At 67.6% G+C, this 26,815-nt stretch carries 14 protein-coding genes; 7 read left to right on the forward strand and 7 right to left on the reverse strand.

Annotation, left to right across the window (positions count from 1 at the left end; genetic code table 11):
- The first annotated feature begins 173 nt into the window (after positions 1-173).
- On the forward strand, positions 174-2,339 hold the full coding sequence (locus J8I35_RS01675; protein WP_209924287.1) for a TonB-dependent siderophore receptor: 2,166 nt from the start codon (positions 174-176) through the stop codon (positions 2,337-2,339).
- Between the two features lie 22 nt (positions 2,340-2,361).
- On the opposite strand, the gene J8I35_RS01680 is transcribed toward J8I35_RS01675, so the two are convergent.
- The gene (locus tag J8I35_RS01680) at positions 2,362-3,177 is read right to left on the reverse strand and encodes a response regulator (protein ID WP_050015289.1); all 816 of its coding nucleotides are present in this window, start codon (positions 3,175-3,177) and stop codon (positions 2,362-2,364) included.
- 1,064 nt (positions 3,178-4,241) lie between these two features.
- Here J8I35_RS01680 and J8I35_RS01685 point away from each other — a divergent pair.
- Together J8I35_RS01685 and J8I35_RS01690 are read left to right on the forward strand one after the other, a co-directional pair.
- Positions 4,242-7,598 (forward strand): YadA-like family protein, encoded by a 3,357-nt coding sequence (locus tag J8I35_RS01685; RefSeq protein ID WP_209924288.1) that lies wholly within the window; start codon positions 4,242-4,244, stop codon positions 7,596-7,598.
- Positions 7,599-7,947: 349 nt separating this feature from the next.
- Entirely contained in the window at positions 7,948-8,355 is a 408-nt protein-coding gene (locus J8I35_RS01690) for a VOC family protein (RefSeq protein ID WP_185731848.1), read from the forward strand.
- A gap of 120 nt (positions 8,356-8,475) precedes the next feature.
- Here J8I35_RS01690 and J8I35_RS01695 read toward each other — a convergent pair whose 3' ends face one another.
- The 4 genes from J8I35_RS01695 to J8I35_RS01710 all read right to left on the reverse strand — a co-directional run bounded on the left by J8I35_RS01695 (position 8,476) and on the right by J8I35_RS01710 (position 18,887).
- Positions 8,476-17,079: an RHS repeat-associated core domain-containing protein gene (locus J8I35_RS01695; RefSeq protein WP_209924289.1), complete on the reverse strand. Its 8,604-nt coding sequence runs from the start codon at positions 17,077-17,079 to the stop codon at positions 8,476-8,478.
- Positions 17,080-17,201: 122 nt separating this feature from the next.
- Positions 17,202-17,525: a hypothetical protein gene (locus J8I35_RS01700; RefSeq protein ID WP_050015283.1), complete on the reverse strand. Its 324-nt coding sequence runs from the start codon at positions 17,523-17,525 to the stop codon at positions 17,202-17,204.
- Positions 17,526-17,646: 121 nt separating this feature from the next.
- Positions 17,647-18,009 (reverse strand): hypothetical protein, encoded by a 363-nt coding sequence (locus J8I35_RS01705; protein WP_124630135.1) that lies wholly within the window; start codon positions 18,007-18,009, stop codon positions 17,647-17,649.
- A gap of 491 nt (positions 18,010-18,500) precedes the next feature.
- The gene (locus tag J8I35_RS01710; protein ID WP_050015280.1) at positions 18,501-18,887 is read right to left on the reverse strand and encodes a MerR family transcriptional regulator; all 387 of its coding nucleotides are present in this window, start codon (positions 18,885-18,887) and stop codon (positions 18,501-18,503) included.
- Positions 18,888-18,973: 86 nt separating this feature from the next.
- Between J8I35_RS01710 and J8I35_RS01715 the strand changes: the two genes are divergently transcribed.
- Both J8I35_RS01715 and J8I35_RS01720 read left to right on the forward strand, forming a co-directional pair.
- The gene (locus tag J8I35_RS01715; RefSeq protein WP_209924290.1) at positions 18,974-19,882 is read left to right on the forward strand and encodes an alpha/beta hydrolase; all 909 of its coding nucleotides are present in this window, start codon (positions 18,974-18,976) and stop codon (positions 19,880-19,882) included.
- Positions 19,883-20,210: 328 nt separating this feature from the next.
- The gene (locus J8I35_RS01720; protein WP_209924291.1) at positions 20,211-21,638 is read left to right on the forward strand and encodes an MFS transporter; all 1,428 of its coding nucleotides are present in this window, start codon (positions 20,211-20,213) and stop codon (positions 21,636-21,638) included.
- Between the two features lie 125 nt (positions 21,639-21,763).
- On the opposite strand, the gene J8I35_RS01725 is transcribed toward J8I35_RS01720, so the two are convergent.
- Positions 21,764-23,164: an LLM class flavin-dependent oxidoreductase gene (locus J8I35_RS01725; RefSeq protein ID WP_089490034.1), complete on the reverse strand. Its 1,401-nt coding sequence runs from the start codon at positions 23,162-23,164 to the stop codon at positions 21,764-21,766.
- Entirely contained in the window at positions 23,161-24,432 is a 1,272-nt protein-coding gene (locus J8I35_RS01730; protein ID WP_209924292.1) for an acyl-CoA dehydrogenase family protein, read from the reverse strand. The genes J8I35_RS01725 and J8I35_RS01730 overlap by 4 nt, the downstream gene beginning before the upstream one ends.
- A 293-nt stretch (positions 24,433-24,725) precedes the next feature.
- Here J8I35_RS01730 and J8I35_RS01735 point away from each other — a divergent pair, with 293 nt between their 5' ends.
- Positions 24,726-25,964, forward strand: coding sequence for an SfnB family sulfur acquisition oxidoreductase (locus tag J8I35_RS01735; protein WP_209924293.1), 1,239 nt, complete (start codon positions 24,726-24,728; stop codon positions 25,962-25,964).
- Positions 25,965-26,000: 36 nt separating this feature from the next.
- Positions 26,001-26,690, forward strand: coding sequence for a hypothetical protein (locus tag J8I35_RS01740; protein ID WP_245170046.1), 690 nt, complete (start codon positions 26,001-26,003; stop codon positions 26,688-26,690).
- Positions 26,691-26,815: the final 125 nt, after the last annotated feature.

Here is a 26,815-nt window from a genome sequence, read left to right on the forward strand (position 1 = left end):
CCGGTATCATCGCTGCGCTCGCGAACGGCGCGATCGGCCGGTACATCCCGGCGATCCGTGCGTCACAGCCTTCGCCGGCACGGCAAACACGACATCACCGGATGGACCGCGGCGACACGCGGTTCGCCGATCCGGCCGAACGGGCCAACCCAGCACGACGGAGTATCGACACGATGTGGACGGAGACAGGGGCGGGGCGGCGCGCGACAGCGATCGCGGCCGGCGGAGCATTGTGCGTGGCCGCCGCGGCCGGCGCGCACGCGCAGGCATCGGCGACAGCGGCCGTGCTGCCGGCCATCGACGTGCGAGGGCCGACCGATGCGTCGTCGATCGGGCTCGTCGGGCGGCGCACCGCCGCCGGCACCAAGACCGACACGCCGATCGACGAGATTCCGCAAACGGTCAACCTCGTGACCGCGCAACAGATCGACATGACCGGCGCGACCGACCTGAACCAGGCGTTGCGCTACGTGCCGGGTTTCGCGACGTTCGGCGCCGACAGCCGCACCGACTGGTATGCGGCGCTGCGCGGCTTCACGCCGACGCTGTACGTCGACGGCCTGCCGGCGCCGGATACGGCCGTGATCGCGAACTGGCGCGTCGATCCGTACACGATCGATTCGATCGCGGTGCTGCGCGGGCCCACGTCGGTGCTGTACGGCGCGGGCGAGCCGGGCGCGATCGTCGACGCGCACACGAAGCTGGCCGACGGCGAGCGCGTGCGCGAAGCCGGCGTGCAGATCGGCAACGATGCGCGCAAGCAGGCGATGCTCGATGTCGGCGACACGCTCGACCCCGACCGCAAGTATGCGTACCGCTTCGTCGGCGTCGCGCGTGACGGCAATGCGGTGACCGGCCCGAACGGCGACCGGCGCGTCGCGCTCGCGCCGTCGTTCCGCTGGCGGCCGAACGCGGACACGTCGCTGACGGTTTCCGCGACGTTCCTGCAGGACAGCGGCGACATCTCGTCGAACTTCCTGCCCGCGTCTGGCACGGTGCTGCCGAACCCGAACGGCCGCCTGTCGCAGGACCGCTACATGGGCGACCCGTCGTTCAACGACTACCGCAAGAAGCAATGGTCGCTCGGCTATGCGCTGGAACACCGCGTGAACGCGATCTGGACGCTGCATCAGGACGTGCGCTGGTCGCACCTGTCGCTCGACGATGCGACGGTGTTCGGCAACGGCCTCGCGCCGCGCAGCACGACGAACATGATGCGTTTCGCGGGGCTGTTCCAGCTCAACTACAGCCGGCTCGACATCGACAACCACGCGCAGGCGCGCTTCGGCACGGGGCCGCTCGAACACACGCTGCTGTTCGGCGTGCAGTTCGACCGGCAGACGACGACCAACAGCGTGTACCTCGCGCTCGCGCCGTCGCTCGACCTGTACCACCCGGTTTATCGGCCGGTGACGGCCGCGATCTTCTCCGGCCCGACGTCGCTCGGCCACGTCGATCAGTACACGGCGATGAACGGGGTCGGCGTGTACGCGCAGGACCAGATCCGCTGGCAGCGCTGGACGCTGACGCTCGGCGGCCGCGAGGATGTCGTGAATGCGCGGTTCGACGACCGCGCCGCCGGCACGCACGCGCAGCAGGACGTCAGTGCGTTCTCCGGGCGCGTCGGGCTCACCTATCGCGGCGACGCCGGGCTGTCGCCGTACGTCGGCTATTCGACGTCGTTCGATCCGGTCATCGGCGTGCGGATGTTCGGCGGCGGCCTGCCGAAACCGACTCGCGGCGCGCAGACGGAGGCCGGGCTGCGCTGGGAGCCGCCCGGCCGGAACCTGATGCTGAACGCGGCCGTGTATCGGATCGACCAGACCAACGTCGTGACGCCGACGCCGGTCAATCTCGACCCGACCGGCACGACGTCGGTGCAGACCGGCAAGGTGCGCTCGCGCGGCATCGAGTTGAGCGCGGTCGGCAAGCTGACGCGCGAGCTGTCGATCGTCGCGTCGTATGCGTATCAGGACGTCAAGAACGTGCAGGCGAACGACGCGTCGCTGAACCACTGGCCGGTGTCCGTGCCGCTGCCGCGGCAGATCGCGTCGATGTGGGCCGACTGGACCTGGCATACGGGCGCGCTGGCGGGCCTCGGCGTCGGCGGCGGCGTGCGCTACCAGAGCGCATCGGCGGGCGCGCCGGACAACTCGCTGACGGTGCCGAGCGCGACGCTTTACGACCTCGCGATCCATTACGAACTGCCGCGCTGGCGTTTCGCGGTGAACGTCGCGAACCTGTTCGACCGGCGCTACGTGAGCGGCTGCCAATCGTACGCGGTGTGCGTGTTCGGCAACGAGCGGACCGTGCTGGCCAGCGCGAAATACAACTGGTAGGCGCGAGCGCGTCGCATGCGGCCTACGCGCGGCGTTGCGGCTCCCGGGCGGCGGTGCGCGCGCCCGCATGGCCCTGGCGCCGCCATTCGGTCGGCGTGATGCCGAACCGTTCGCGAAAGGCGGTCGCGAAATTGGCCGGCGTGGAAAAGCCGATTTCCTTCGCGATGCTGGCGATGCTGAGCGACGTGGAATCCAGCAGATCCTGCGCGATCCGCAGCCGTTCGTAGCGCAGATACTCGAACACGGTCTGGCCGAGATTGTCGCGAAACGCGCGCGACAGGCGCTTTTCGTGCGTGCCGACCGCGCGCGCCAGTTCCTCCACCGTCGGCGGATCGTTCAGCGTGCGCGACAGGTGGCGGATGGCCGCGCGCACGATGATGTCGTCTTCCTTGCCGCCCGCGGGCGGGCGTTCCGCGTGCTCCGTCACGGCGGGCCGTTCGCGCTTCGTCCGGGACAACTGCACGCGAATCCGCGCGATCACCTCCGCCGGCTCGAATGGCTTCACCACATAGTCGACGCCGCCGATCTCGAGCCCCTCGAGCCGTTCGTGCAACGCGTCGGCCACGGTCAGGAAGATGACCGGGATCGCGCTCGTCAGCGGATCGGCGGCCAGCAGGCGGCATGCGGTGAAGCCGTCCATGTGCGGCATGCGCACGTCCATCAGGATCAGGTCGGGCATCAGCGCCTGCGCGCGCTGGCACGCTTGCGTGCCGTCGAATGCGATGCTGATCCGGCATCCCGTGCTGCGCAGGATCTCGATCAGCAAACGGAGCTGGTCGGGTTGATCGTCGACGATCAGGATATGCGCGTCGCTCAACGCGGAGATCGGTGAAGACATCGTGCACCTGTGGTGAAAAGGCGGTTGGCTGCGTTTCCGCGGGTGGCCTGCCCGGTGCGGTGGAAACGTCGGAAGCCGCTCTGTGACGACGCATCGCACGGCGTTCGTCGTTTTAATCACGGAGCCGGTCGACACGCGACGGATTGCCGTGAGCGCGTGGAGAACGATCGCGACTGCCGGAATCGATGCGAGCGGAATTGTAGGAGCATATTTCGAATCCGGCCAGCCATGACGACGCTATTCGCACCATTCAATCTTCTCGATTATCGAAAATGGCGGTTTGCGACAGGAACGTAAGGCGTCGACGTGCGTCAATATTCATGGTTTACGCGTATATCGAGTGAGAAATCGCACAGCCGGGCAGTTTCGCGATGGTCTTTTTGAAGAAAGATGTTATTGGAATCCGCTTTGGCAAAGTATTTATCCGCTCGGTAAAAGATTGTTAATAACGGCGTCGGCGCGAAATCGTTTGCGCAATGGATATGTTTTACCTAAGCCGTTGAATATTTGGAATTTTACAATCTATAAAGAATGCCGTCTTTAATAACTCGGGCTCGTGTCTCATAATTCGTCCGAACTTTGAGCGACGGGTGGAGCAGGGCAGCGGAGGCGCCGCAAGCGGTGACGGACGTTGCCTGACCCGGGGCCGGCGCATCAATTGATGACTGTCCAGGCCCGTGCTTGCTGCACGGAAACGAAACCCCGGTTGTTGCCCGGGATGAAATAAAAGAAGCGTGGTGGGTCGCGGTTCGCGCGACGACAAATCGGGGATGCACATGACGACGGGTTGAATCTCCGGATTCAGTCGGGGGAAAACTCGTCCATGAGAAACAATACGTATTCCTAATGCAATTGTCGAATTAACGGAACGGGACGTCGGGACGACGACATGCCCGCGGCTTTCGAACGCCCTGCCGAAACGGGTGCTCGATGCGTGTCGTGTCGATATGGTGGCCCGGTAGCGGAATCCGCTTCCGAAACGAAGTCGCAATCGAAGTCGAAGCTGTCAATAAAAGTAAGTAGTCCGTATTCAAACCAGACGCTACACAACGGAGCAGAAGACCATGAAGAGGAAGCAGATTTCGGCGCTCGCCGCCGCGATGTTCACGGGCGCGGGTGTGCTGATCGCCGGCGGCGCCCACGCGGACAATTTCGTCGACCGCGGCAACCCGGACAACGCGCTGAACGGCCAGTGCATCGACGGGACCAACCCGCTGTGCGTGGCGACCAAGAACGGCAGCTACGTGGCAGTCAGCACCACCAACGTGACGCAAGGCACCAACGCGAAGGCCGGCACCAGCGGTATCGCGATCGGCGACCAGTCGAACGCGAGCAGCAAGGGCGGTTCCAGCAGCGGCGGTGCGATTGCGATCGGCGTCGGCTCGCAGGCGCTGGCGAATTCGGCGATGGCGATCGGCACGGTCGCTGTCGCACAGGGCAACACCGCGCTGGCGATCGGCCGCCAGTCGGCGGCGGTCGGCGATTTCTCGATGGCGCTCGGCAACGTCGCGGACGCGCACGGCACGAGCTCGATTGCGCTCGGCCACTCGGCGCTCGCCAGCGGCGACCGCTCGGTCGCGATCGGCGGCGCGAACCCGACGTCGAGCGACGGCGTATCGGCCGGTGCATCGTACGACGCGGCCACGCAGACGCGTGCCGCCGGCACCCAGTCGGTGGCGATCGGCGCCGGCGCGCAGACGAACGACAACAACCAGGTGGCGATCGGCTCGGGCAGCGTCGGCGCGAACAACGGCGGTACGCCGGTATTCGGCGGCACGGCCGCACCGGTCGGCGGCGCGGTATCGTTCGGCGCGCTCGGCAGCGAACGCCAGCTCAAGAACGTCGCGGCGGGCGCGGCCGATACCGATGCGGTCAACGTCCAGCAGCTGAAGAACGTGAACAACACGCTGAGCACGGGCATCGGCAATGTCGACGCACGCGTGACGTCGGTCGGCAATTCGCTGTCGACCACGATCTCGAACGTCGACCAGCGCGTGACCAGCGTCGGCAACAGCTTGAGCACGAGCATCGTCACGGCGACGCAGAACGTCGTCAAATACACCGACGACTCGCATGCGGCGATCGCGCTCGACGGCGCGACCGGCACGACGATCGGCGGCGTGGCTGCGGGCGTTGCCGATACCGACGCGGTCAACGTCGGCCAGTTGAAGGGCAGCGTCGCGCCGTTGCAGACGTCCCTGTCGACGGCGGCGTCGAACATCACGAACCTGCAGAACAGCGTGACCGGCATCAACGGATCGTTGAGCACCGCGGCGTCGAACATCGTCAACCTGCGGGCGGCCGATACGCGCAACGTCAAGTACGACGGCGCGAGCGGCTTCGACTCGGTGACGTTCGCCGGCCCCAACGGCACGACGCTGCACAACGTCGCGGACGGCGTGGCCGCGAACGACGCGGTGAACGTCGGCCAGCTTGGCAAGGCGACCGACACGCTGAACCAGTCGATCACGGCCGTCGGCAACCAGGTGACGACGAACACCGGCAACATCGCGGCGCTTCAGCAGGACGCGCTGCAGTGGAACCCGGGCCTCGGTGCATACGATGCAAGCCACGGCGGCCACGGCCCGCAGCTGATCAGCAACGTCGCGGCCGGCAAGCGCGGCACGGACGCGGTCAACGTCGATCAGCTGACCGCGGCGATTCACGACGGGACGAGCCAGCTCGACGCGCTCGCCGTCAAATACGACGATGCGAGCAAGCAGCAGGTGTCGCTCGGCGCAGGCAACGGCGGGAATCCGGTGCGCGTGACCAACGTCGCGGAAGGCAACGTGGCGGCCGGCAGCACCGATGCGGTGAACGGCGCGCAACTGCGTCGCGCGACCGACGGCGCCGCGGCCGCGCTCGGCGGCGGCGCGACGGCGAACCCGGACGGCTCGATCGGCGCACCGAACTACAAGATCGGCGGCAGCGCGTTCAACAACGTCGGCGACGCGCTGACGAACCTCGACGGCCGCGTCGGCAGCAACACGACGACGCTCGCGAATCACGAAACGCGCCTCGGCAACGCCGAAACCAATATCACGAACAACACGGCCGCGATTGCCGGGCTGCAGCAGGATGCGCTGCAATTCGACCCGACGCTCGGCGCGTTCAACGCCGCGCGCGGCGGTGCGCCGACGAAGCTGACGAACGTGGCCGACGGCAACCTCGCCGCGGGCAGCACGGACGCGGTCAACGGCGGCCAGTTGTCGGGCGTGAAGACCGCGCTCGAACAGCAGATCACGAACGTGTCGAACCAGGCCGGCGAAGCGGTGAAGAACGTCGTCAAGTACGACGTCGACCCGAGCGGCAACCGGCTGAATTCGGTGTCGCTCGTCGGCGGCGACGCCACGTCGGCGGTCGTGCTGAAGAACGTCGCGGCCGGCACCAGCGATACCGACGCGGTGAACGTGAAGCAGCTGAAGGACGTGCAGTCGAACCTGAACCAGCTCGGCGCGCTCGCGGTGCAGTACGACGACAGCTCGAAGAGCACGATCACGCTCGGCGGCGCGGGCGGCACGCGCATCACCAACGTGCAGGCCGGCACGCTCGGCGCGACCAGCACCGACGCGGTGAACGGCTCGCAGCTCTACGCGACCAACCAGCAGGTGTCGAAGAACACCACCGACATCTCGAGCCTGCAAGGGAGCGTGACCAACATCGCGAACGGCAAGGCCGGCCTCGTGCAGCAGCAGGACCCGAACGGCGCGATCACGGTCGGCAAGGAGTCGGGCGGCACGAGCGTGAACTTCTCCGGCACGGCGGGCGATCGCGTGCTGACCGGCGTGGCGGCGGGCGTGAACGCCAACGACGCGGTCAACATGGGCCAGTTCAACGCCGCGCTGCAGAATGTCGCGGTCAACGACCGGATCCGTGCGACCGCGACCGATGCGAACACCACGTGGATCGCGCGCGCCGATGCGGGTGCGATCGGGTCGACGGCGACCGCAACCGGCAAGAACGCGGTGGCGGTCGGCCAGGGCTCGGTCGCCGATCGCGACAATTCGTTCTCGGTCGGCGCGAAGGGCAGCGAGCGCCAGGTCACGAACGTCGCGGCCGGCACGGCGCCGACCGACGCGGTGAACGTGCAGCAGCTGAACGACAACCTCGCGACCGCGTCGACGCAGGCGAAGGGCTATACCGACCAGCGCATCGGGCAGGTGTACAACTCGTTCAACGACCTGAAGAAGGACATGTACGGCGGCGTCGCGTCGGCGATGGCGGTGGCGGGCTTGCCGCAGCCGACCGGCGCGGGGCGTTCGATGGTGTCGGCGGCGACGTCGAACTATCACGGCCAGCAGGGCTTCGCGGCCGGCTACTCGTATGTGACGGAGAGCAACCGCTGGGTCGTCAAGGCATCGGTGACGGGCAACACGCGGTCGGACTTCGGTGCGGTGGTCGGCGCGGGTTATCAGTTCTGATGCAGGCCGCGTCGCGTTGAGCGACGCGCGGTGCCGGGCAATGGATACTCAGCCCGGCACCATCCGCTGTCGATCGAAGGCCCGGGGTTCGTTCGCGAATCCCGGGCCGTCGTCGTTTGATGTCGCCAGTCGATCGGGCACCGCGCATCGACGATGCCGTCGCGAATGCGAGTCACACTATCCGCCGCGATCGTCGCCATCCCGCAACCGACGGCGCGGCAAGGGTTCCACGCGCATCCGGCGGAACGTCCAATGCGAGTTGTGGAATGCGAGCCCGCGCTCGTATTCTGAAGTCCTCGGGCGGCATGGCATGGAGCCTTCGCCCTTCACCGCATCAGAGCGCGCGACCATGACCGACACGACCCACACGATGAAACTCAACCACCTGAGCTTCCCCTCTGCCGACACGCTGGCGACGGCCCGATTCTTCGAGCGATACCTCGGCTTCACGATCGCGGGAAGCTGGGACAAATCGTGGATTCTCAAACGCCCGGGCTTCGACGTCGTGATCGATCACGTCGGCGACGGCGTGCCCGCGTGGCCGACCCATTTCCACGTCGGCTTCGAACTGCCGAGCCTCGAGGCCGTGCAAGCGTTGTTCGCGCGCTTCAAGGAGGAGGGCGTCGCGATGGAGACGGACGTCTTCAACAACGGGCGCGGCTCCCGCTTCTTTTGCCGCGCGCCGGGTGGCGTGATGTTCGAACTGAACACGCGCGCGGACGCCGCGCCGGAATATCGGGGCACCTTCGACGATTGACGTCGGAACAAGCGGATCGGGGAAATCCGCCCCACGGGCATAAAAATAGAGCCGCGTAGCGTGCCCGATCCGCGACGGCCGCCGCGCGGCCGTCGTCGCCTGTCGCGATGCGCCGCGCCGTCAGCGCGGCTGAAAGCGGATCCATGGCGTCGCATTGTTGGTCGGATAGACGACCCACCAGTGCGCGTACACGTCGACTTGCAGCTCGTTGGCCAGCGCCTGCGCGAAACTGAAGCGGCCGGCCATCCCGGCGAAGCAGGTAACGAGCTTGATCGGCCTGCCCGACGCGGCGGGAAAGTTCGTATCGGCCGCGCCATAGCCCTGCGCGCGCAGGAACCGCGCCAGCGTGGACGCGGAGGTCGGCCGGTTGATCGGCACGCCGTTCTTGGCCGTCCACTCGACCATCGCGCTGCGCGAAATACCGTGCGTCGCGACGACGTCGACGTCGAGGTTGCCGACCCGCGTGAGATTCTGCGCGAACTGCTGCCGCTGCAGATCGGTGGTGAACGCATCCCACCGGGCTTTCACGCTGGCCGTGACCGGATCGTTCGGCATCAGGATCCGCACCTTGCCGACCAGGCCGCTCTGGCCGGGTTCGCTCGGCAAGCCGGGCGCGTTCGGCGGCGGATAGTTCGGGATTTCGCCGGCGTTCTCCAGGGGCGTCGGGTTCACGCCGACCGACGCCTTGCCGGTGAAGAAGGTGAGGTGCGCGCCCGCCGCCATCAGCCCGGCGCCGCCGCCCGCCACCGCGCCGATCGCGATGTTCAGCGCGGTCGCGCGGCTGAAGAACGGCTGCCCGGTCATGCCGGCCGTCACGCCGGCCCCGGCCGCGCCGCCGGCCACGCCGCCCGCGATGCCGGAGACGAGCGACACCGACAGCGTGGTGGCTACCTTGCCCGCGCTCAGGCCGAGCGCCGCGCGCGCGGTCAGTGCGCCGGCGCCGCCGCCCGCGAGCGCGCCGGCCGCGCCGGCCGCCGCACCGGCCAGCGCATCGATGCCGAACTGTTTCCAGCTGATCTGGTCGCCGGTGGCCATGCTCATGAGGTCGCCGGCCATCGACCCGACCGCGCCGGCCACGACGCCCACCAGGATCGCCGCGCCGATGCCGGTGCCGAGCAGCAGCACGCCGGCCACACCCACCGCCAGCGTGACCAGCGCGCCGACGATGATGCCCCACACATTCATGCCGCTCGGATCGGTGAAGACGAGCGGGTTGTTGCCGACATAGACGTACGGCGACGGCGTTTCCAGCATCGGGTCGACGCTGAGGTAACGGCCGTAACCCGGGTGGTAGAAGCGCGCGTTGCAGTCGTAGAAACCGGAATCCGCGTCGTAGTTGTGGCCGGTGAACAGGCGCGGCCACGCGAACGGCGCGGCCACCAGCACGGTGGGCTGGCCGTACACGTCGTACTGCCACGCGCCGACGGTCTCGCCGCTCGCGTCGAGCAGCACGCGCACGCTGCCGAGATGGTCGAGCAGCGCGAAGTAGAAGCGCCCGTCGTGCCATGCCACCTGGACGTCGAGCGCGGCGATGAAGCGGGTCGGCGCGCTCGCGCCGTTTGCCGCGTCGATCATGAGTTCGCCGTCGGGCATCGACGTCTGGAAGCGCTGCGACGTCGCGCCGCCGCTCGTCCGGGTCAGCGCCGCGCGATTGCCGTCCGCGTCGCGCAGGATCGATAGCGACGCACCCGGCCCGGCGTAGCTGACGGGCCGTCCGGTGCCGGCGTCATAGCCGATCTGCCAGCACGTCGCACCCGCGCCGTCGCTCGCGCCGACGATTCCGCCCGCATGGTCGTACGCGAACGTGGTGGTGTCCTGCGCGGCCGTGTAGCCGGTCAGGCGGTTGGTGCCGGCCGCATACGTGTAGCCGGCCGAATCGGCGCCGCGCGTGTGCCGCTCGAAGTTGCCGTTCAGGTCGATCTCCCAGCGTTGCGCGTCGGCGCCGGAACCGAACGCGGTCAGCTGGCCGAGCGAATCCATCGTGGTGCAGGCCGGCCCGACCGACCCGCCGGGCACGTCCGACGTGACGGTCTGTCGTGCGATTTCGCCGTTGTAATAGCCGCCGCCCTCACAGGCGCCGGTGTCGTAGGCGAGCGTTTCCCTGAGCACGCCCCCGGCATCGCTGACGGTGGGCCAGCCGGGCGGCGTGTACGCGAAGCGTCGGGACAGCATCGACGCGCCTTTGCCGTCGGGCAACAGGCGGGTGAGCGCCGGTTTGCCGTTCGGCTCGTACTCGTGCGCGATCAGCACCGTCGTCGTGCCGCCGGTGTCGGCCGCGACCTCGAGCACGCGGCCGAGCGCGTCGTAACGGCGCAGGCTGACGAGCCCCGTGGTCGAATCCGTGCTCGACAGCAGATTGCCGCCGGCCGACCACGTATTCGCGATGACGCAGTCGCCCGCGGGCGTCCCGGCGAATTGCCGGCGCCGCGCGAGCACGCGCCCGGCCCGGTCGTACGCGACCGTCTCGGTCAAGCCGGCCTGCCCGGCGTCGCCCTGGTTGACCTCGACCTTCCAGAGCCGGCCGGCGAGGTGGTCGTCCTGGGTTGCATCCGATCCGTCGCCGTCGTAGTGGCGGCGCACGCTCCAGGTGGGCGACGACGGCGGCCACTCGGGGTCGTCGGCATGCTGCTGAAGCTGCGCGCGGTCCCACGCGACGGCACAGGTGCCTTCCTCGATCACGCGGCTCAGCGTGTCGTATTTCCGGTAGGCGATGTAGCCGCCGTTCAATGCATTGCCGTCGGCGAGGAAGCGCATCAGCCCGGCGCTGCTGTAGACGATCTGCGTGGTGCCGCTGTCGGGATCGGTCGAGCTGAGCCGGTGCCCGGCGAAGTCGTAGTCGGCGGTGCTGCTGCCGGCCGGCACGGCTTTCGTGCCGGCGCCGCCTGCCGCGTACGACGCGGGCGGCACCGACGCGATGGTGCGGCCCTGCGCGTCGTAAATCTGGCTCATGCGCCAGTCGAGGCTGTCGTCGGTGAGCGCGTTCTGCACGACGCGGCCGATCAGGTGTTCGGCCGTGTCCGACCAGCTTTGCGTGACCGCGCCGTTGGGATCGACGTCCGTGGTCAGGTGATACTCGCCGATCGGCAGCGGATAGGCGAAGCGCCCCGCGTCGGCGTTGACGCCGTAGCCGCGCGTCGCGTAATGCGTGCTGCCGGGCCGGATCGCATAGTCGTAGCCGGGCTGACCGAACGCCACCGGTCGGCCGAGCGGGGCGTTTTCGTAGACCGTGCGCGCGAACGGATAGCCGCCGGCGTCGGGATGCCACGCGGCGAGCGCGCCCTCGAGCGGCGCGCCTTGCCAGAGGCTGCCGTCGGCGCCGCCGTTGGTCACCAGCCCGTCCTGGTAGACGAACAACGCCTGTGCGCCGGACACCGTGACACGGCTCGTGAGTGCCCGGATCGCGGTGTTGCCGCGATCGTCGTACACGCCGGTGTCGAGCACCGCGCTATCGGCCGATTCGAGCTTCAGCGTCTGCAGGCTGCGCGCGAGGCCATCCCGATACTCGACGCTCAGGCCGACGTCCTCGGCCACGGCCAGCGCCGAGAAGCTGCCGGGCTGCGTCATGCCGAGCTGGATGCCGAACGGGGCGGCGACCGCGGCGTCCGCATATTCGAACACCTTGAGCCCGTCGGCGAAGAACAGCACGCGGCCCGTCACGGCCACCAGCAGCCATTCCCGTGCGGCCGGCGCGCCGCTGTCGGATTGAAGCAGCACGGGGTTCGCGCCGTCGAGCCGCCACAGACGCCAGCCCTGCGCCGGGCTGAAGCCGACGAACCAGGTGCCGGTGCCGAGCACCGCGTCGCCGAGGCTGGCGCGGTCGACCAGTACGCGCGCGGCGATGCTCGCCGCCGCGAAACCGGTGCGTTCGAGCCGCGCGCCGAGCGGCCCGGCCGCTTCGCCGTGATAGCTGAGCAGCCCGCCGCCCGTGCTCCAGTCGGCCGCATTGCCCGACGCGGCCGTGTAGAACGCCAGCGCGCCGTTGCAGAATCCGTCGTATATGCCCATCCCCTGGCCGTTGACGTTGATCGCCGCGTTCGGCGTGGCGCGCGGAAACGGCGCGGCCGGTCCGATCGTCGTGTCCTGCGCGGCGAACCAGGTCATGCTGATCAGGCTCGGATTGTCCCAGGGGCCGACCGTCACGGACGGCTCGGCGAACGGGTTGTAGAGCGTGCGCGAGCGCACGCCGTTCGGCGCGGTGGTGCCGAGCGTGCGCAGCCGTGCGCCGTCGTAGGCGATCGACTGGAACTGGCAGTCGAGCGGCGTGAAGAACACGTCGTCGAGCCGCAGCCACGCCGCGCCGCCTGCCGGCAGTTCGGCCCGAATGCCGAGCGTGACGGTGGCGTTCGCGCCGAGGCCGAGCGACGACGGATCGACGGTCCATTGCTGCGGTTGCCACTGGCCGGCGGTGGGCGCGAGGCGCCGGCTCAACTGCGCGCCGCCCGGTGCGGTGAGCGTCAACGTCACGGTGAAGTCGCTCGCGGTCGCGCCGGGCGGGCTCTTGAACCAGAGGCCGAACAACTGCCGCGCGCGGCCGTCGGTCAGCGTCACGGCACGGGTGAGCGTCGCCGACGCGGTGATCTGCAGGCAGGCGGTGCCGCTGGCCGCGTCGTCGCGATAGACGGCGGCGCCGGCCGGCAGGCTCCAGGTCGGCCGCTGGTAATCCTCGAAACTGTCGTACGCATTGCCGCCCGCCGAATTGACGAAGCCGGCGATGCGAAAGCGCGCTGCATCGTCGAACAGCGAAGCCATCGGCCGGCCGGTGACGTCGTGTGAGAGCAGCACGTTGCCCTCGCCGTCGCGCGTGTCGATACGCTCCTCCAGCAGCCAGCCCGCGCCGGGCTGACCGCCGTTCCACGCGGCGAACGGCGGCGCGTTCTCGTCGACCGCGACCCAGCTGTCGGCTTCCGCGAGATAGGTGGTGCCGTCGTCGTGCGCCCAGCTGCGGAAGGTCTGCGCCTTCGCGGCCTGCAACAGCCAGCCGCCGTCCGCCTGCACCCGCGTCGATGCGCTGGCCACCGGCGCGAGGATGTGCGCGCTCCACATCGCCGGGTAGACCTCGAAACCGAACAGCGACGTGCGCTGCGTGACGTTGAGCTCGCCCCGGCTGTCGTAATAGGCGGTCTGCACCGTGGCCGGATAGCCCGACGCCGGGTTGTACGCATAGGTCATGGTGCGCGCGACGCCCTGCAGGCTCTCGACCGACGTCGCGATCTGCGGCACGGCGTCGTAGAGATTGCGCAGCGTGGCGCCGTTCGCGTCGCTCGCGACCTGGTCGGTGTAGGTCCAGTCGCTGGTGGTGGACGACAGCAGCGTGCCGTCGCGGTCGTACACCGAACTCGACAGCAGCAGGCCGGCCGCCAGCGAGTACGCGTCGTCGACGGGCGCGGCCGTCCCGCGTACGCCGGCGCGGATGCGGCAATCGTCCGGCAACTGCAGCGTCCGCGCGGGCAGGCCGTTGTAGAAATGGCTCGTGGTCCAGCCGTAGCGCTGCGCCTGCGGCGTCGCGCACGCCTGGTATTCGGACACCGTCGAGAATTGCACGATGCTGCCCGACGGATCGGTGTTGGCCGACACGTCCGCGTACGCGTAGCAGCGCAGCATCGTGTCGTAGCCGCTGTCCATCGCGAGCGCGGTCACGACGAAGGCCGCGAGCGGCGCATGCAGCGAGTGATTCGCATAGCGGTGCAGCGTGATGTGGGTCGATGCGTCGATCTCGTTGCCCGACGGGAAGGTCACGAACCCCGACGGAATCGCCGGCAGCTTGCCCGAAATGGCCGTCTCGTAGTGCAGCGTGCTGTTGAGCAGGCGGAACATCTGCTGCCCGGGAAAACGCTCGACCACCGGCTCGCCTTGCGCGTCGCGCAGCAGCCCGCCGTTGCAGAAGAAGCGCACCTGCGTGTCGAGCGGCGCACCGTCGGCGTCGAGCGTCATGAACGCGAGGAAGTCCGGCGCCTGGTTGATGACGGTCGTGCTGTCGAAGCGATCGACGGTGATCTCGCCCAGCCGGAAGCCGGCGAGCGGGTTCCACGCGGGCCAGACCGACCGGCCGTAGAGGTCGCGGTTCTGCGACAGGAACGTGCCGGCCAGCGTCGGGAAGCCCTGCGTCTCGCGGTCCGCGGGCGCCGGGTCCTCGTCCTGCAGCACCTGGGTGACCCACGGCGTGTCGGCGTCGGGATCGAAACTGTCGAGCGCGGCGTAGAGCGCCGACGTCGTGTTCTCCGTCTTCAGCACGCCGAGCTGATCCCACGCGTACCAGTAGAACTGGCGGTTCGCGTCGCTGCCGGGCGCGTACTGGATGCCGGCGAAGTGGTAGGACCAGCTCACGCCGTCGAACACCAGCACGTTCGGGCCCGAGCCGATCAGGCTGTTGCCGGTGATCACCGGGCCGAGCGTCTGCATGAAGGCCGGCGACAGGTTCGTGAAGCCCGGGCCGTCGAATACGTCGGGCAGCGGGCGCAACGCGAGGTTGCCGTAGTCGTCGTCCCACGCGAGCACGGCCAGGCGGTAGTCGAAAGCCTGCACCACGCCGCCCGACGACGCATAGCGGTCGATCCACGCGGCGGCCGCGAAGCCCTGGCCCATCGACAGCTGGAAATACGACGTGGCGCCGACCGCCGGAATCGTGATCGCGTCGGTGTCCAGCGTGCTGCCGAGCCGCCACGCCAGCGTCGCCGCATCGCGGACCATCAGGCTGAAGCGGCCGCGCGCCGTGTCCTCGTCATAGCAGAACACCAGATAGTGATTGGTGGTCGCCGCCACGTACGATTGCGTGTTGACGCTGCCGGACGGGCAGCACGTGCCGCTCGCGAGCGCGGGCGCGACGTCCCAGTCGCGCGTCTGCCAGTTCAGCGCGTAGCGGTCGACGCGGCGATCGTCGTCGTCGATCACGACGAAGAAGTCGGCGCCGTTGGCGATCCGCAGTTGCGTGCTGTCGTAGCGGTACGGCGTGGGCGAGCCGGGCTCGCCCGCGAAATGCCAGTCCGCGTTCGCGACCGGCCGGCGCGACGCGAGATAGAGCGTCGATTGCGTGTCGTCGAGGTTGGCCAGCAGCAGCATGAAGCTGTCGGCGCTGGTCGTGGCTACCGTCCGATCGAGATCGAGCGCGCCGTCGAAGCGCTGCCAGTCCGTCCAGGCCGAAATCCAGCGGCCCAGCCACGTGTAGACGTTCACCAGCAGCGCGTTCTCGCTGGCCTCGTACCAGGCGACGACCACGTAGTCGGCGCCGTACCAGATGCGCGGCGCGCCCGGCCGGCTGGCGCCGAACGGATTGTCGACGGTGAGGTTGCGCGAGCCCGGATCGACGTTCTCGTCCGCGCCCACGTCGATCTCGGCGTACGTGTAGCGCAGCACGCCGCCGGTGGGCAGCGTCATCGACGTCATCGCGCCCGGGTTCGGCGCGCCGTCGGCATCGAAGTTGTAGTCGAATGCGATGCCGGGGCGGGCCGCGCCGCCGCTGAAGGTATCGGTCACCCCTTTCAGATAGCGTTTGTAGCAGGCGCCGGTGGCGAGCGGATTGGCTGCGTCGCGCGGCGCGAGCAGGGTCAGGTCGTACCAGTCGAAATCGAGCCGGGTCTGCTGCGCGCCCGAGCCGTCGATCACGTCGACGTGGTCGAGATAGCGCGTCTCGTAACGGTCCTGCCATGCGTTCGGCTGGTCGCCCGGCGCCTGGGCAGGGTCGCCGTGCGCGGCCAGGTATTCCTTCGGCGCGTCGAGCGAGCGGGTGTCGTAGGTCATCGGCTGCCATGCGAACCGGCACGACCAGCCGAGATCGTTTTCCATGCTCGCGATCTGGCATTCGCGCGTGTACGTCAACGTGCCGTCGCCGACCGCCTGCTCGATCGTGCTGTACGAAAATTCGATCCAGTGCCCGAGCGTATTGCGCAACTGCGCGAGATTCCACGCGAGCGCGTAGCGCTGCTGGTTTTCCGCGCGGCGGCTCGGGCCGACCCAGTTGCCCCAGCGGATGCCCCACTGGATCAGGTTGCGCGCGGCGGCGGCCGCATCCGAGCCGCCGTAAGTGGCGACCGTGCCGTCCGGGCGGACGACTTCCCAGCTGTCCCAGGCCGGGTAGTGCGTGATCTGCCAGAACTGGTAGGGCGCCGTTTCATAGGACTGGCCGTCGGTGGTCACGGTGATCGTGCCGTCCGGTTGCCGGCGCAACAGGTGCGAGCGGCGCAGCGGCGCATCGTCGAGACGCCACTCGTCGGGGCGGCCGGTGGACGCGATACGCGCGTCCCCCGACGGGCGCCAGCCGTGTCGTTCCAGCGCGGACGCGAGCGGCGCCGGCACGCGGTCGCTCGCGAACAGCGCCGCGTTCGCGGCGTCGTCGAACGCGTCGGCGGGCAGCGTGCCGCGGCTCCACGCCGTCGGGATCGGCACGAGCTGCATCGCCTGGCCCTGGCTCATCAGGTAATACTGGACGTCGAGCGGGCTGCCCGTACCCTGCGTTTCCGCGACGATGCGTTCGAGCGGCATGCTCCAGCCCACGCCGAGCGCGCCGCTCGGGTTCGTGAGGTTCCATTGCGAGACCTGGTCCGCGACGTTGCTCTGGTACAGCACGGTCAGGTCGAACGCCAGCCCGCCACGTGCCGGCAGCGTCAGCAGCTTGAGCGGAAAGGCGAGATTGCCGCGGAACAGGTTCACGGCGGAACCGAAGCTGCCGGCGTCGAACTGGAGCACGCCCAGGGCGGGGATGTCGGCTTGCTGGCTGGCGCTGGTGGACATGGCGACTCCTCGAGAAAATGGTCCTCGGCCCGAACGGCGGGCGGAGGACCATGAAAGGCACGACTGCAAACCGGACAATGGAACGACGCCGCGCATCGCGGCGATGCGGCGGCGAACGTCGCTTATTGCGCCCAGGCAATGACCGACGCGGTCAACGAGCAACTGCTCGGGTTGAGTTCGTTATTGCTGTTGTCGATCAGTTGGAGCGAGCCCGTGATGGTCACCGTCGGCGAATTGTTCTGCGTCTGGACCTGCACGCTCGCGCCTACCGTGCGCAGGTGGTGGTCGGTGCTGCCGAACGAGGCCGAGTAACTGGCCACCGACGCGCCGGCCGCAATCACGTTGGTCGGGAAGCTGTAGGTGGTCTGGGCCGTGATGACGCCCGAGTCGGACGGCGTGGCGGTGCTCACGGGAATCGAGATGTTCTGCACGTAGATGGACGGCATGAAAGACTCCTGTCGATCGGTAGGGTGGGGAAACACGCTGCGCGCGGGATGACGCGCACGGGCCGTACGGCGACTGCACGCTGCCGCGACGCGGCGACCCGTCCCGCGCGCGGAATACGGTTCAGGGCAGCGTCACGCCGTGAGAATCGTTCTCGCCGGTCACGCCCGACTGCCATTCGCTGTTGCGGGTCCAGAAGATGTACAGGTACTTGCGCTCGCCCGGCGCCGGATCGCCCCATTGATTGCTGGCGGTGAATACGCGCTGGCCGTTCTTGTAGGCCGCCGCCACCTGGGTCGTGACATCGATGGTCGAGTTGTAGACCCCGTAACCGGCATTTTCGATCGTCGTGGTACTCATTTTCATTCCTTCATCAATATGTGAAATATCGAGGCACATCTTTTTTAAAGAAATCCCGAATTTATATTGCGCGACCGGTGAAATTCGGGACTCACCGGATTTTTGAAATGAGTATTCCGCGAACATGCCGTCTCGCATTGAAACCCGACGCATGCGCGACGCGATGCGGGCGGACGACGCACGTGACGATGCCGCCCCGGTTCTATCGAAAAACCGTCGGCGGACCTGCGTGGTCGGATGGCTGAATGACGGGAATCAACCGCCAGGCGGCGGTTTGCTGGTAGCGGACATGGATGTGGCCCCCGTTCGGATCACGTCTGTTTTACTTCTTCGTCTTGCATTTCGCCGACGCGCATTTCTTGCATGCCGATGCAAATGCAACTCTCAGTCCTGTTGTTTTTTCGTGCTGCGATTGCGTATTGCGTCGAGTGCAATGGGAGTAAATACCACGCGATTCGGCATGTCAAGGATGCGCTTATAAAAAGCGTTTGTAATCGACCGTCATTGAATAGGCGCGTTTTTCGTGGTGGCGCGGCGGCCGCGTATCCTCGCGCGATCCCGGTATGGAGTGGGCCGACGGGTGAGGCGGCGCCCGAGCCGGGCTGGCGAACCGCGCGTCAATCGAGCGGCGGCACCGCGCCATCGCGCAACATCTTGACGAGCCGCGCGCGCCGCTTTTCGAGATCGGCGATCTGGCGGTCGATCGCTTCGAGGCGTGCGCGCTGGACGTCGGTGATCTGGTCGCACGACCGCGCGCCGTCGATCAGCAGCATGCAGTCCGGAAAGCCGCGAATGTCGTCGAGGGTGAAGCCGGTCGCGATCATGCGCTGAATCTGCTTGACCTGCGTCACCGCGTTGTCGGCGAACAGGCGATAGCCGTTGGCCGCGCGTACCGACGCGAGCAGGCCGTGCTCGTCGTAGTGCCGGATCGAGCGCACGCTCGCGCCGGTGAGCTGCGCGAGTTTGCCGATGGTCAGCAGGGGCTGGGTAGGCGGGTTTTTCATGGAAAGCAGGTTAGCACGATCCGCTTGACTCTCACACCAGTGTGAGGGTTGAGACTGGGCGTCCGTTCATGCTTGGAGGAAAAATCGTGACGACCCGAGTGCTGATCCGCTCGCTGATGGCCGTGATCTGGTGGGCGACGCCGTTCGCGTTGGCGTATGACGCGGCCGCCGCACCGCTGAGCTATACCGTGACGTCGACGGATGGCGTGAAGCTGGCCGTGCAGGAAAGCGGCGACCCCGACGGCGTGCCGGTCATCCTGATCCACGGCCTGCTCGGCAGCCGGCTGAACTGGGACGCGCAGGTCCGGAGCCCCGACCTGCGCGGATTCCGGATCATCACGTACGACCTGCGCGGCCACGGGCTGTCGGACAAGCCGCTCGGCGCGCAACCGTATCGCGACGGAACCCGCTGGGGCGACGATCTCGCCGCGGTCATCGACGGTGCGCATGCGCGCAAACCCGTCGTGGTCGGCTGGTCGCTCGGCGGCGTGGTGATCTCGAACTACCTCGCCAAATACGGCGATCGCGCGATCGCGGGCGCGGTGTACGTCGATGGCGTGGTCGAGCTTGCGCCGGGCCAGATCGTCGATCATCCGGACGTGTACCGGGACATGAATGCGCCGGACCTGAAAACGCATCTCGACGGCGAGCGTACGTTCGTCGGTCTGTGCTTCAACCGTCGGCCGGATGCCGTGACGTTCGAGCGCTTGCTCGCGAACGCCGCGATGGCGTCGTGGGACATGCAAAAGGCGATTCCGACGATGTCGGTGTTCGCCGCCGCGGGGCTCGGCAATGCGCGTGTGCCGCTGCTCTTCATCTACGGCGGCCGCGACGCGCTGGTCGATACGCACGCGACGCTGGCTCGCGCGGCCGAGTTGAATCCGCGCATTGCCAGCAAGGTGTACGCGGAGTCGGGGCACGCGCCGTTCATCGAGGAGGCCGAGCGGTTCAATCGCGATCTGGCCGCGTTCGTGCGGTCGGCGTCTGCGCAATGAAGTCGTGTGCCGCGCGGGCCGGCGAGGTGGGGCCGGCGTGACCGGCTAATGTAACGAAGCGCGGGGCGATCCGTTAGCGAAGGCATTCGCGATTGCACATGCGTGCTGCTGCCAAGCGCCGCCCGCGCAACTTTATGACGCACGCCGATTAATTTATCGGTTTATATCGCTTGGGATTGCCGGACCGGAGGAACAGAATTTCCGCTGCCGGAACCCGGCGACAGCGGCGCCGCGTTCGTTCGACGCCGCGATGGTCGCGCAGGCACTTGCCCGGTTCCCGGCTTCACGACGACCTTGCCATGCATGCGGCATCAAACTAAGGAATCCGATGAGTTCGATCGATCTGAGCCCGGTCACGCCGGTTTCTTCTCCCATCCGCTCGGCCAGCGACGTCGCGCGCCTGATCAATACGGTGGACAGTTCGGTCAGCCACGCACGGATGATCGTGCTGCTGGCGCTCGGCGGCGTGTTTCTCGACGCGTACGACCTGACGACGCTGTCGTACGGCATCGACGACGTCGCGCGCGAATTCGGGCTGACGCCCGCGCTGACCGGGCTGGTCGGGTCGGCGATCATGATCGGCACGATCTTCGGTAGCCTGATCGGCGGCTGGCTGACCGACCGGATCGGCCGCTACCAGGTGTTCATGGCCGACATGCTGTTCTTCGTGGTCGCGGCGATCGCGGCCGGGCTCGCGCCGAATGTCTGGGTGCTGATCGCCGCGCGCTTCGTGATGGGGCTCGGCGTCGGCATCGACCTGCCCGTCGCGATGGCGTTTCTCGCGGAATTCTCGAAGTTCAACGGCCGCGGCAACAAGGCGTCGCGGCTCGCTGCGTGGTGCCCGATGTGGTACGTCGCGTCGTCGGTGTGCTTCCTGTTGATCTTCGGCCTGTATTTCCTGCTGCCGGCCGAGCATGCGGGCTGGCTGTGGCGCGCATCGCTGATTTTCGGCGCGGTGCCGGCGCTCGTCATCATCCTGTTCCGCAACCGCTTCATGAACGAATCGCCGCTGTGGGCCGCGAATCAGGGCGACCTGGCCAATGCCGCGCGCATCCTGCGCGAGTCGTATGGCATCCACGCGCATGAAGCGGACGATGCGCGACGCGAGCCGAGCCCGCCGCCCGTGCGGATTCGCGTGCTGTTCCAGCGTCCGTATCTGGGGCGCACGATCGTCGCCAGCGTGATGAACCTGTGCATCCCGTTCGAATACACGGCGATCGCGTTCTTCCTGCCGTCGATCCTGTCGCAATTCCTCGGTGCGGGCGTGTTCGAGACGATCGCGGCATCGCTCGCATTGAACGTGCTGTTCGCGTTCACCGGCGGCTTGCTCGGCATGCGTCTCGCATATCGGTATGCGTCGCGTCATGTCGCGATCGCGGGGTTCGCGCTCCAAACGGTCGCGCTCGTCGCGCTGGCGCTCGCAGGCCATCCGCACGGGGCGATCGCGGTCGGCGTCGTGTTGCTGATGCTCGGTACGTGGTTGTTCGCCGAAGGCTTCGGCCCCGGCGCACAGATGATGATCTATCCGACGCTGTCGTATCCGGCCGCGATTCGCGGCACCGGCGTCGGCTTCGGGCGGTCGTTGTGCGGCATCGGACAGGCGCTGGCGCTGTTCGTGCTGCCGATCCTGCAGGTCCGTCTCGGCACCGACATGTTCTGGGTCGTCGCGATCAGTGCGGTCACGCCGATCGTGTTTCTGCTGATCGTGCGGTACGAACCGACGGCGCATGACGTCGACGACGAAAGCGTGGCGTAAGCGCCGAGGGGGCGTTTACCGCCCCCTCGGAAAACACGAACGGCTTCGTCGAATCGCACGAAGCCGTTTGTACTGAAGCCGGTCGCCGCGCGAATGCGGACAGACCGGTTTCGATATATGACGCGTCAAGCGCTGACCGCTTCCCGCTCGGCCGCGCGCTTGACCTGTTCGATATCGCGAAACTGCGCGGCCGGATGTTCGTCCGGCAACCGCGCCGAGCCGCCGAACAGTTTTTCGCGCAGCGTGCCCGGCGCATACGCGGTCGGATACGCGCCACGGCGCTGCAGTTCGGGCACGAGATAGCGCACGACGTCCTCGAAGGTTTCATGCGCGACCGCATACGCGAGATTGAAGCCGTCCACGTCGGTCGCGGCGACCCATTCCTGCAGGATGTCCGCGACGGTCGCCGCCGACCCGACGAACACCGGGCCCATCCCGCCGATGCCGCCCCACGCCGCCAGCGCCTCGATCGTCCACGCGGTGTCGCCGCCCGACAGGTGTTCGACCGCGGACACGATTGCATTCGTTTCGACGCGCCTGACGGGATCGGTCGGCGCGTACTGGCCGAAGTCGATGCCGGTCCAGCCCGACATGAACACCAGCGAGCCGTCGTACGACACATAGCGGCGATACTCGTCGAACTTGGCCTGCGCCTTCTCGTCGGTCTCGTCGACGATCACCGTGACGAGGTTGTAGATCAGTACCTTCGCCGGATCGCGCCCGGCGGCCGCGGCCTGTGCACGCACGTCGGCCACGTAGCGCGCGAGCTGGTCGCGGGTCGGCGCGGCGACGAACACGCATTCGGCGTGCTGCGCGGCGAACGCCTTGCCGGGGCCCGACGCGCCGGCCTGGAACAGCACCGGCGTGCGCTGCGGCGACGGCTCGCACAGGTGATAGCCGGGCACGTCGAAGAAGCGGCCCTTGTGGCCGATCTCGTGCACTTTCTCCGGATGCGTGAACACACGGCCGTCGCGATCGCGCACCACCGCGCCATCTTCCCAGCTGCCCTCGAACAGCTTGTACAGCACCTCGACGTATTCGGCCGCGACCGCATAGCGGTCGTCGTGCGTGCGCAGCCCGTGATCGCCGACGTTCTTCGCGCCGCTCTCCAGGTACGACGTGACGATATTCCACGCGAGCCGGCCCTTCGTGTGATGGTCGGCGGTCGACAGCCGGCGCGCGAACGTGTATGGATGCTCGAACGTCGTCGACGCGGTGATGCCGATGCCGAGATGCTCGGTCGCCATCGCGATCGGCGCGGCCAGTTGCAGCGGATCGTTGACCGGGATCTGCGCGGCCTGGTGCAGCGCGTGATAGTTGCTGCCCTTGTATACGTCGTAATAGCCGATCACGTCCGCGATGAAGATGGCATCGAAGATCCCGCGTTCGAGCACGCGCGCGAGGTCGGTCCAGTAGTCGAGATCCTTGTACTGCCACGAGCGGTCGCGCGGATGCGCCCACAGGCCCGGCGATTGATGGCCCACGCAATTCATCTCGAATGCGTTGAAGCGAATGGTCTTGCTCATTGCGCGACCCTCGTTTCCGCTGCGGCGTCGGTATTGGCGCCCGCACCGCTGCCCACGCGCCAGACGAACGGCGGCGTACGGCCGTTGATGATCCAGTCGCCGACGATGCGCGCCTTGTACACGAGCGGGTTGTGCGACGACACCGTGCGCGCGTTGCGCCAGTGGCGATCGAGCGCGGTCGTGCTGCGGGTCGCGGATGCGCCGAGCGCGTCGAACAGGCGCGTCGCCGCGCGCAGCACGAGTTCGGACACGACGAGCTGGCTTTGCGCGGATTCGATTTCGGCCGCGACGTTTGCGGCCTGCTCGGCCGCTTCGTCGCCGCCGAAGCGCGCTTCGTACGCGTGCTGAAGCGGTTGCGCGGCGCGCAGCGCGAGCGCGTCGGCCGCGTATGCCCATGACGCGATCTCGCCGATCACCTGCTGCAGCTGGGCGTCGTCGCCGGCACGCTGCGCGTTGCCGTGGCTGTACACGCGCGTGCGGTTGCGCACGAGCTCGCCCGCATCGCGCACGATCGCGTGGCCGATGCCGGCCAGCGTCGCGACGTGGAACAACTGGTAGAACGCGGTCTGGTATTTGAAGCGGCGTGCGAAATCGATCACGTTGTCGGCATCGACCGCCGCATTCTCGAAACGTGTCGTGCCGCTGCCGGTGGTGGTCTGGCCGAAGCCGTCCCAGTCGTCGTCGCGGATCACGCCGGGCTGCGCGGTCGCGACGGCGACGATCACGTCGCTGCCGTCGTGCGCGCGCTGCGCGAACACGTCGATCCAGTCGGCGAACAGGCTGCCGGTGCTGTAGAACTTCCGGCCGTTCAGCACGAGCCGGCCGTTCTGCTCCGACACCTTCGTGACGGTCTGGCCGAGCGGTACGTCGCCGGCTTCCGACCATGCATTGCCGACGAGCTGGCCGCTTGCGAAGCGGTCGAACCAGGTCGTGCGCTGCGGGCTGTCCGGCGCGTTCAGCCAGTCCTCGACGAACGCGAAATGCCCGCGTAACGCCTGCGGCAAATTGGAATCGGCGGCGGCGAGCTCGGTCAGCAGCCGGAACAACTGCGGCAGCGATGCGCCTGCGCCGCCGGCGCTTGCCGGCAGCCGGATCGCGCCAAAGCCTGCCGACTTCAGCCAGCCGATCGCCTCGTGGGGTAGTTCGCGGTTGCGTTCGCGCTCGGCGGTGCCGGCGGCGATACGCTCGAAGATCGGCCGGAACCGGCTCGCGAGCGCGTCGTAATCGGTACCGGTGGAAAGGTCGGGAGCTGCGTGCGACGAAGTCATGCGGATTTCCTCGAAGGGCGGGGCCGTGTGCGCCGGGAGCCCAGTATAGGAAGCGCGACGCGAGCGTTCCAATAACGGATTCTCGGATCGTTATCGTCGCTGCGTATTACCGAGACCCGCGCGGGGACGTATCGACGTTCTCGCGTCCATTGCGACGTCGAAGCGCCGATTCACCTGCATCCATTGCGACGTCGTTTGTTCTCCAAAGGAATATCGTTTCGAGAATCGCTCGGTTTTCCGGTCCGCGCGGCGCTGCTAGATTGAATGCTTTCGCCATTCGACAGGAGAACCCGATGTCAGACACGAGCGCGACGATTCAGGATCGGCCGGCCGAAGCACAACCACAGCTGGCCCGTGTGATTGCGGATGATGCGGAAGCGATCGCGGTCGCGCATGCGCTGGCGCAACGTCTCGCGCAAGGGGCCGCCGAGCGCGATCGAGAACGCCGGCTGCCGCGTGAGGAAATCGAATGGTTCTCGCAGTCGGGGCTGTGGGCGATCACGGTGCCGAAGGCGTACGGCGGCGCAGGCGTGTCGCACGTGACGCTCACCGAGGTGATCAAGATCGTCGCCGCGGCCGATGCGTCGCTCGGGCAGCTTCCGCAGAATCATTTCGGGTTGATCGACGTGATCACGCTCGTCGGCACCGACGCGCAGAAGCGTCATTTCTTCGCCGAAGTGCTGAGCGGCAAGCGGTTCGGCAACGGATTCTCGGAGAAGGGCACGAAGCACGTGCTCGACCTGAAGACGCGCGTGCGGCGCGACGGCGACGACTATGTGGTCGACGGTACGAAGTTCTATTCGACCGGCGCGCTGTTCGCGCACTACGTGCCGGTGCTCGGGCTCGACGACGCGCAGCAGGCCTGGCTCGCGTACGTGCCGCAACCGACGCCGGGGCTGACCGTGATCGACGACTGGTCGGGATTCGGGCAGCGCACGACCGCGAGCGGCACGGTCGTGCTCGACGCGGTGCGCATCCCCGCGTCGCACGTGCTGCCCGCGCAGCGCGTGTCGGATGTGCCGACGCTCAACGGCCCGCTGTCGCAGATCATCCAGGCGGCGATCGACTCGGGCATCGCGAAGGCGGCGATCGACGATACGCTCGCGTTCGTGCGGACCCGCACGCGGCCGTGGGTCGACAGCGGCGTCGAACGGGCGGTGGACGATCCGCTGACGATCCGCGAAATCGGCCGGCTGCACATCCAGCTGCATGCGGCCGACGCGTTGCTCGAACGCGCGGCGCGCACGCTCGACGAGATCGCGGCAAAGGGTGACGTGACCGAAGACGACGTCGCGCGGGCGTCCGTCGCGGTCGGCGAAGCGAAGGTGCTGACGACCGAGGTCGCGTTGCTCGCCGGCGAGAAGCTGTTCGAGCTGGCCGGCACGCAGTCGACGCTCGCCGAGCACAACCTCGACCGGCATTGGCGCAATGCGCGCACGCATACGTTGCACGATCCGGTGCGCTGGAAATATCACCTCGTCGGCAACTACTATCTGAACGGCGCACGCCCGGCGCGGCATGCGTGGAATTGAACAGTCCGCGGCAAGCGAGGCGGGCGCCGAGGATCGGTGACGCGACCATGCCACGGGCTGCGCCGCGCCGCTCAAGCCAGCGGATCGTCAAAAGTATGTTCTCGTGGCGACGAAGGCGACGTCCGCGATGTGCACCGCACGACGGCGATTGACGCAGGTCAACCGCATTCGCGCCGCCGGCAATACAGTGGACTCCGGCGCTCGCATGACGCGGCGCCCGATGGCGCGCGCAAGTCGCCGCGTGATGAGGCATGGGCAATGAAACATCCGACGTGGGCGATCGGGGCCGCGCTCGCGCTGGGCGCTTGCGCCGGTATGAGCCAGGAGGCGGCGTTCCGGTCGACCGAGACGCAATTGCTGGCGGCACGAGAGGCTGCAGCGCTGCACTGTTCGACGGCACCCGGATGCGACCGTGCATGGCAGCTCGCACGGCGCTACGTCGACGCACGTTCGTCGACCCGTATCACGCGATTCAGTGAGGACCGGATCGAAACCGCGCAACCGCATTTCGCCGGAGAAGTCTATCTGTGGGCGTCGCGCACGGCATCGGGCGACGGCGGCGCGGTGATTCGGCTCAAGGCGATGTGCAAGGGCATGTACGGCACCGATGGCGGCCCCGGCTGGCAATACGATGCATGCGTGTCGAAGATTCTTGAAATCGAGCGGGGCTTCGCGGCGTACGAGCGCCCGCCGGACACGCCGGCGCTGCCGGTCGACCCTCGCTAATCGGCGCCGTCCGCGCCGGCGCATACCGCTTCGAACCGTTGACTTCGGTCAACGCAGGTTTCCGGCGAGCGCTGATGATGAAACAACGCCGAACGTCACCGGCGCGTCCAGTCATCCAGCGAGGT

The sequence above is a fragment of the Burkholderia sp. CpTa8-5 genome, assembly GCF_017815045.1.
GTDB lineage: Bacteria > Pseudomonadota > Gammaproteobacteria > Burkholderiales > Burkholderiaceae > Burkholderia > Burkholderia sola.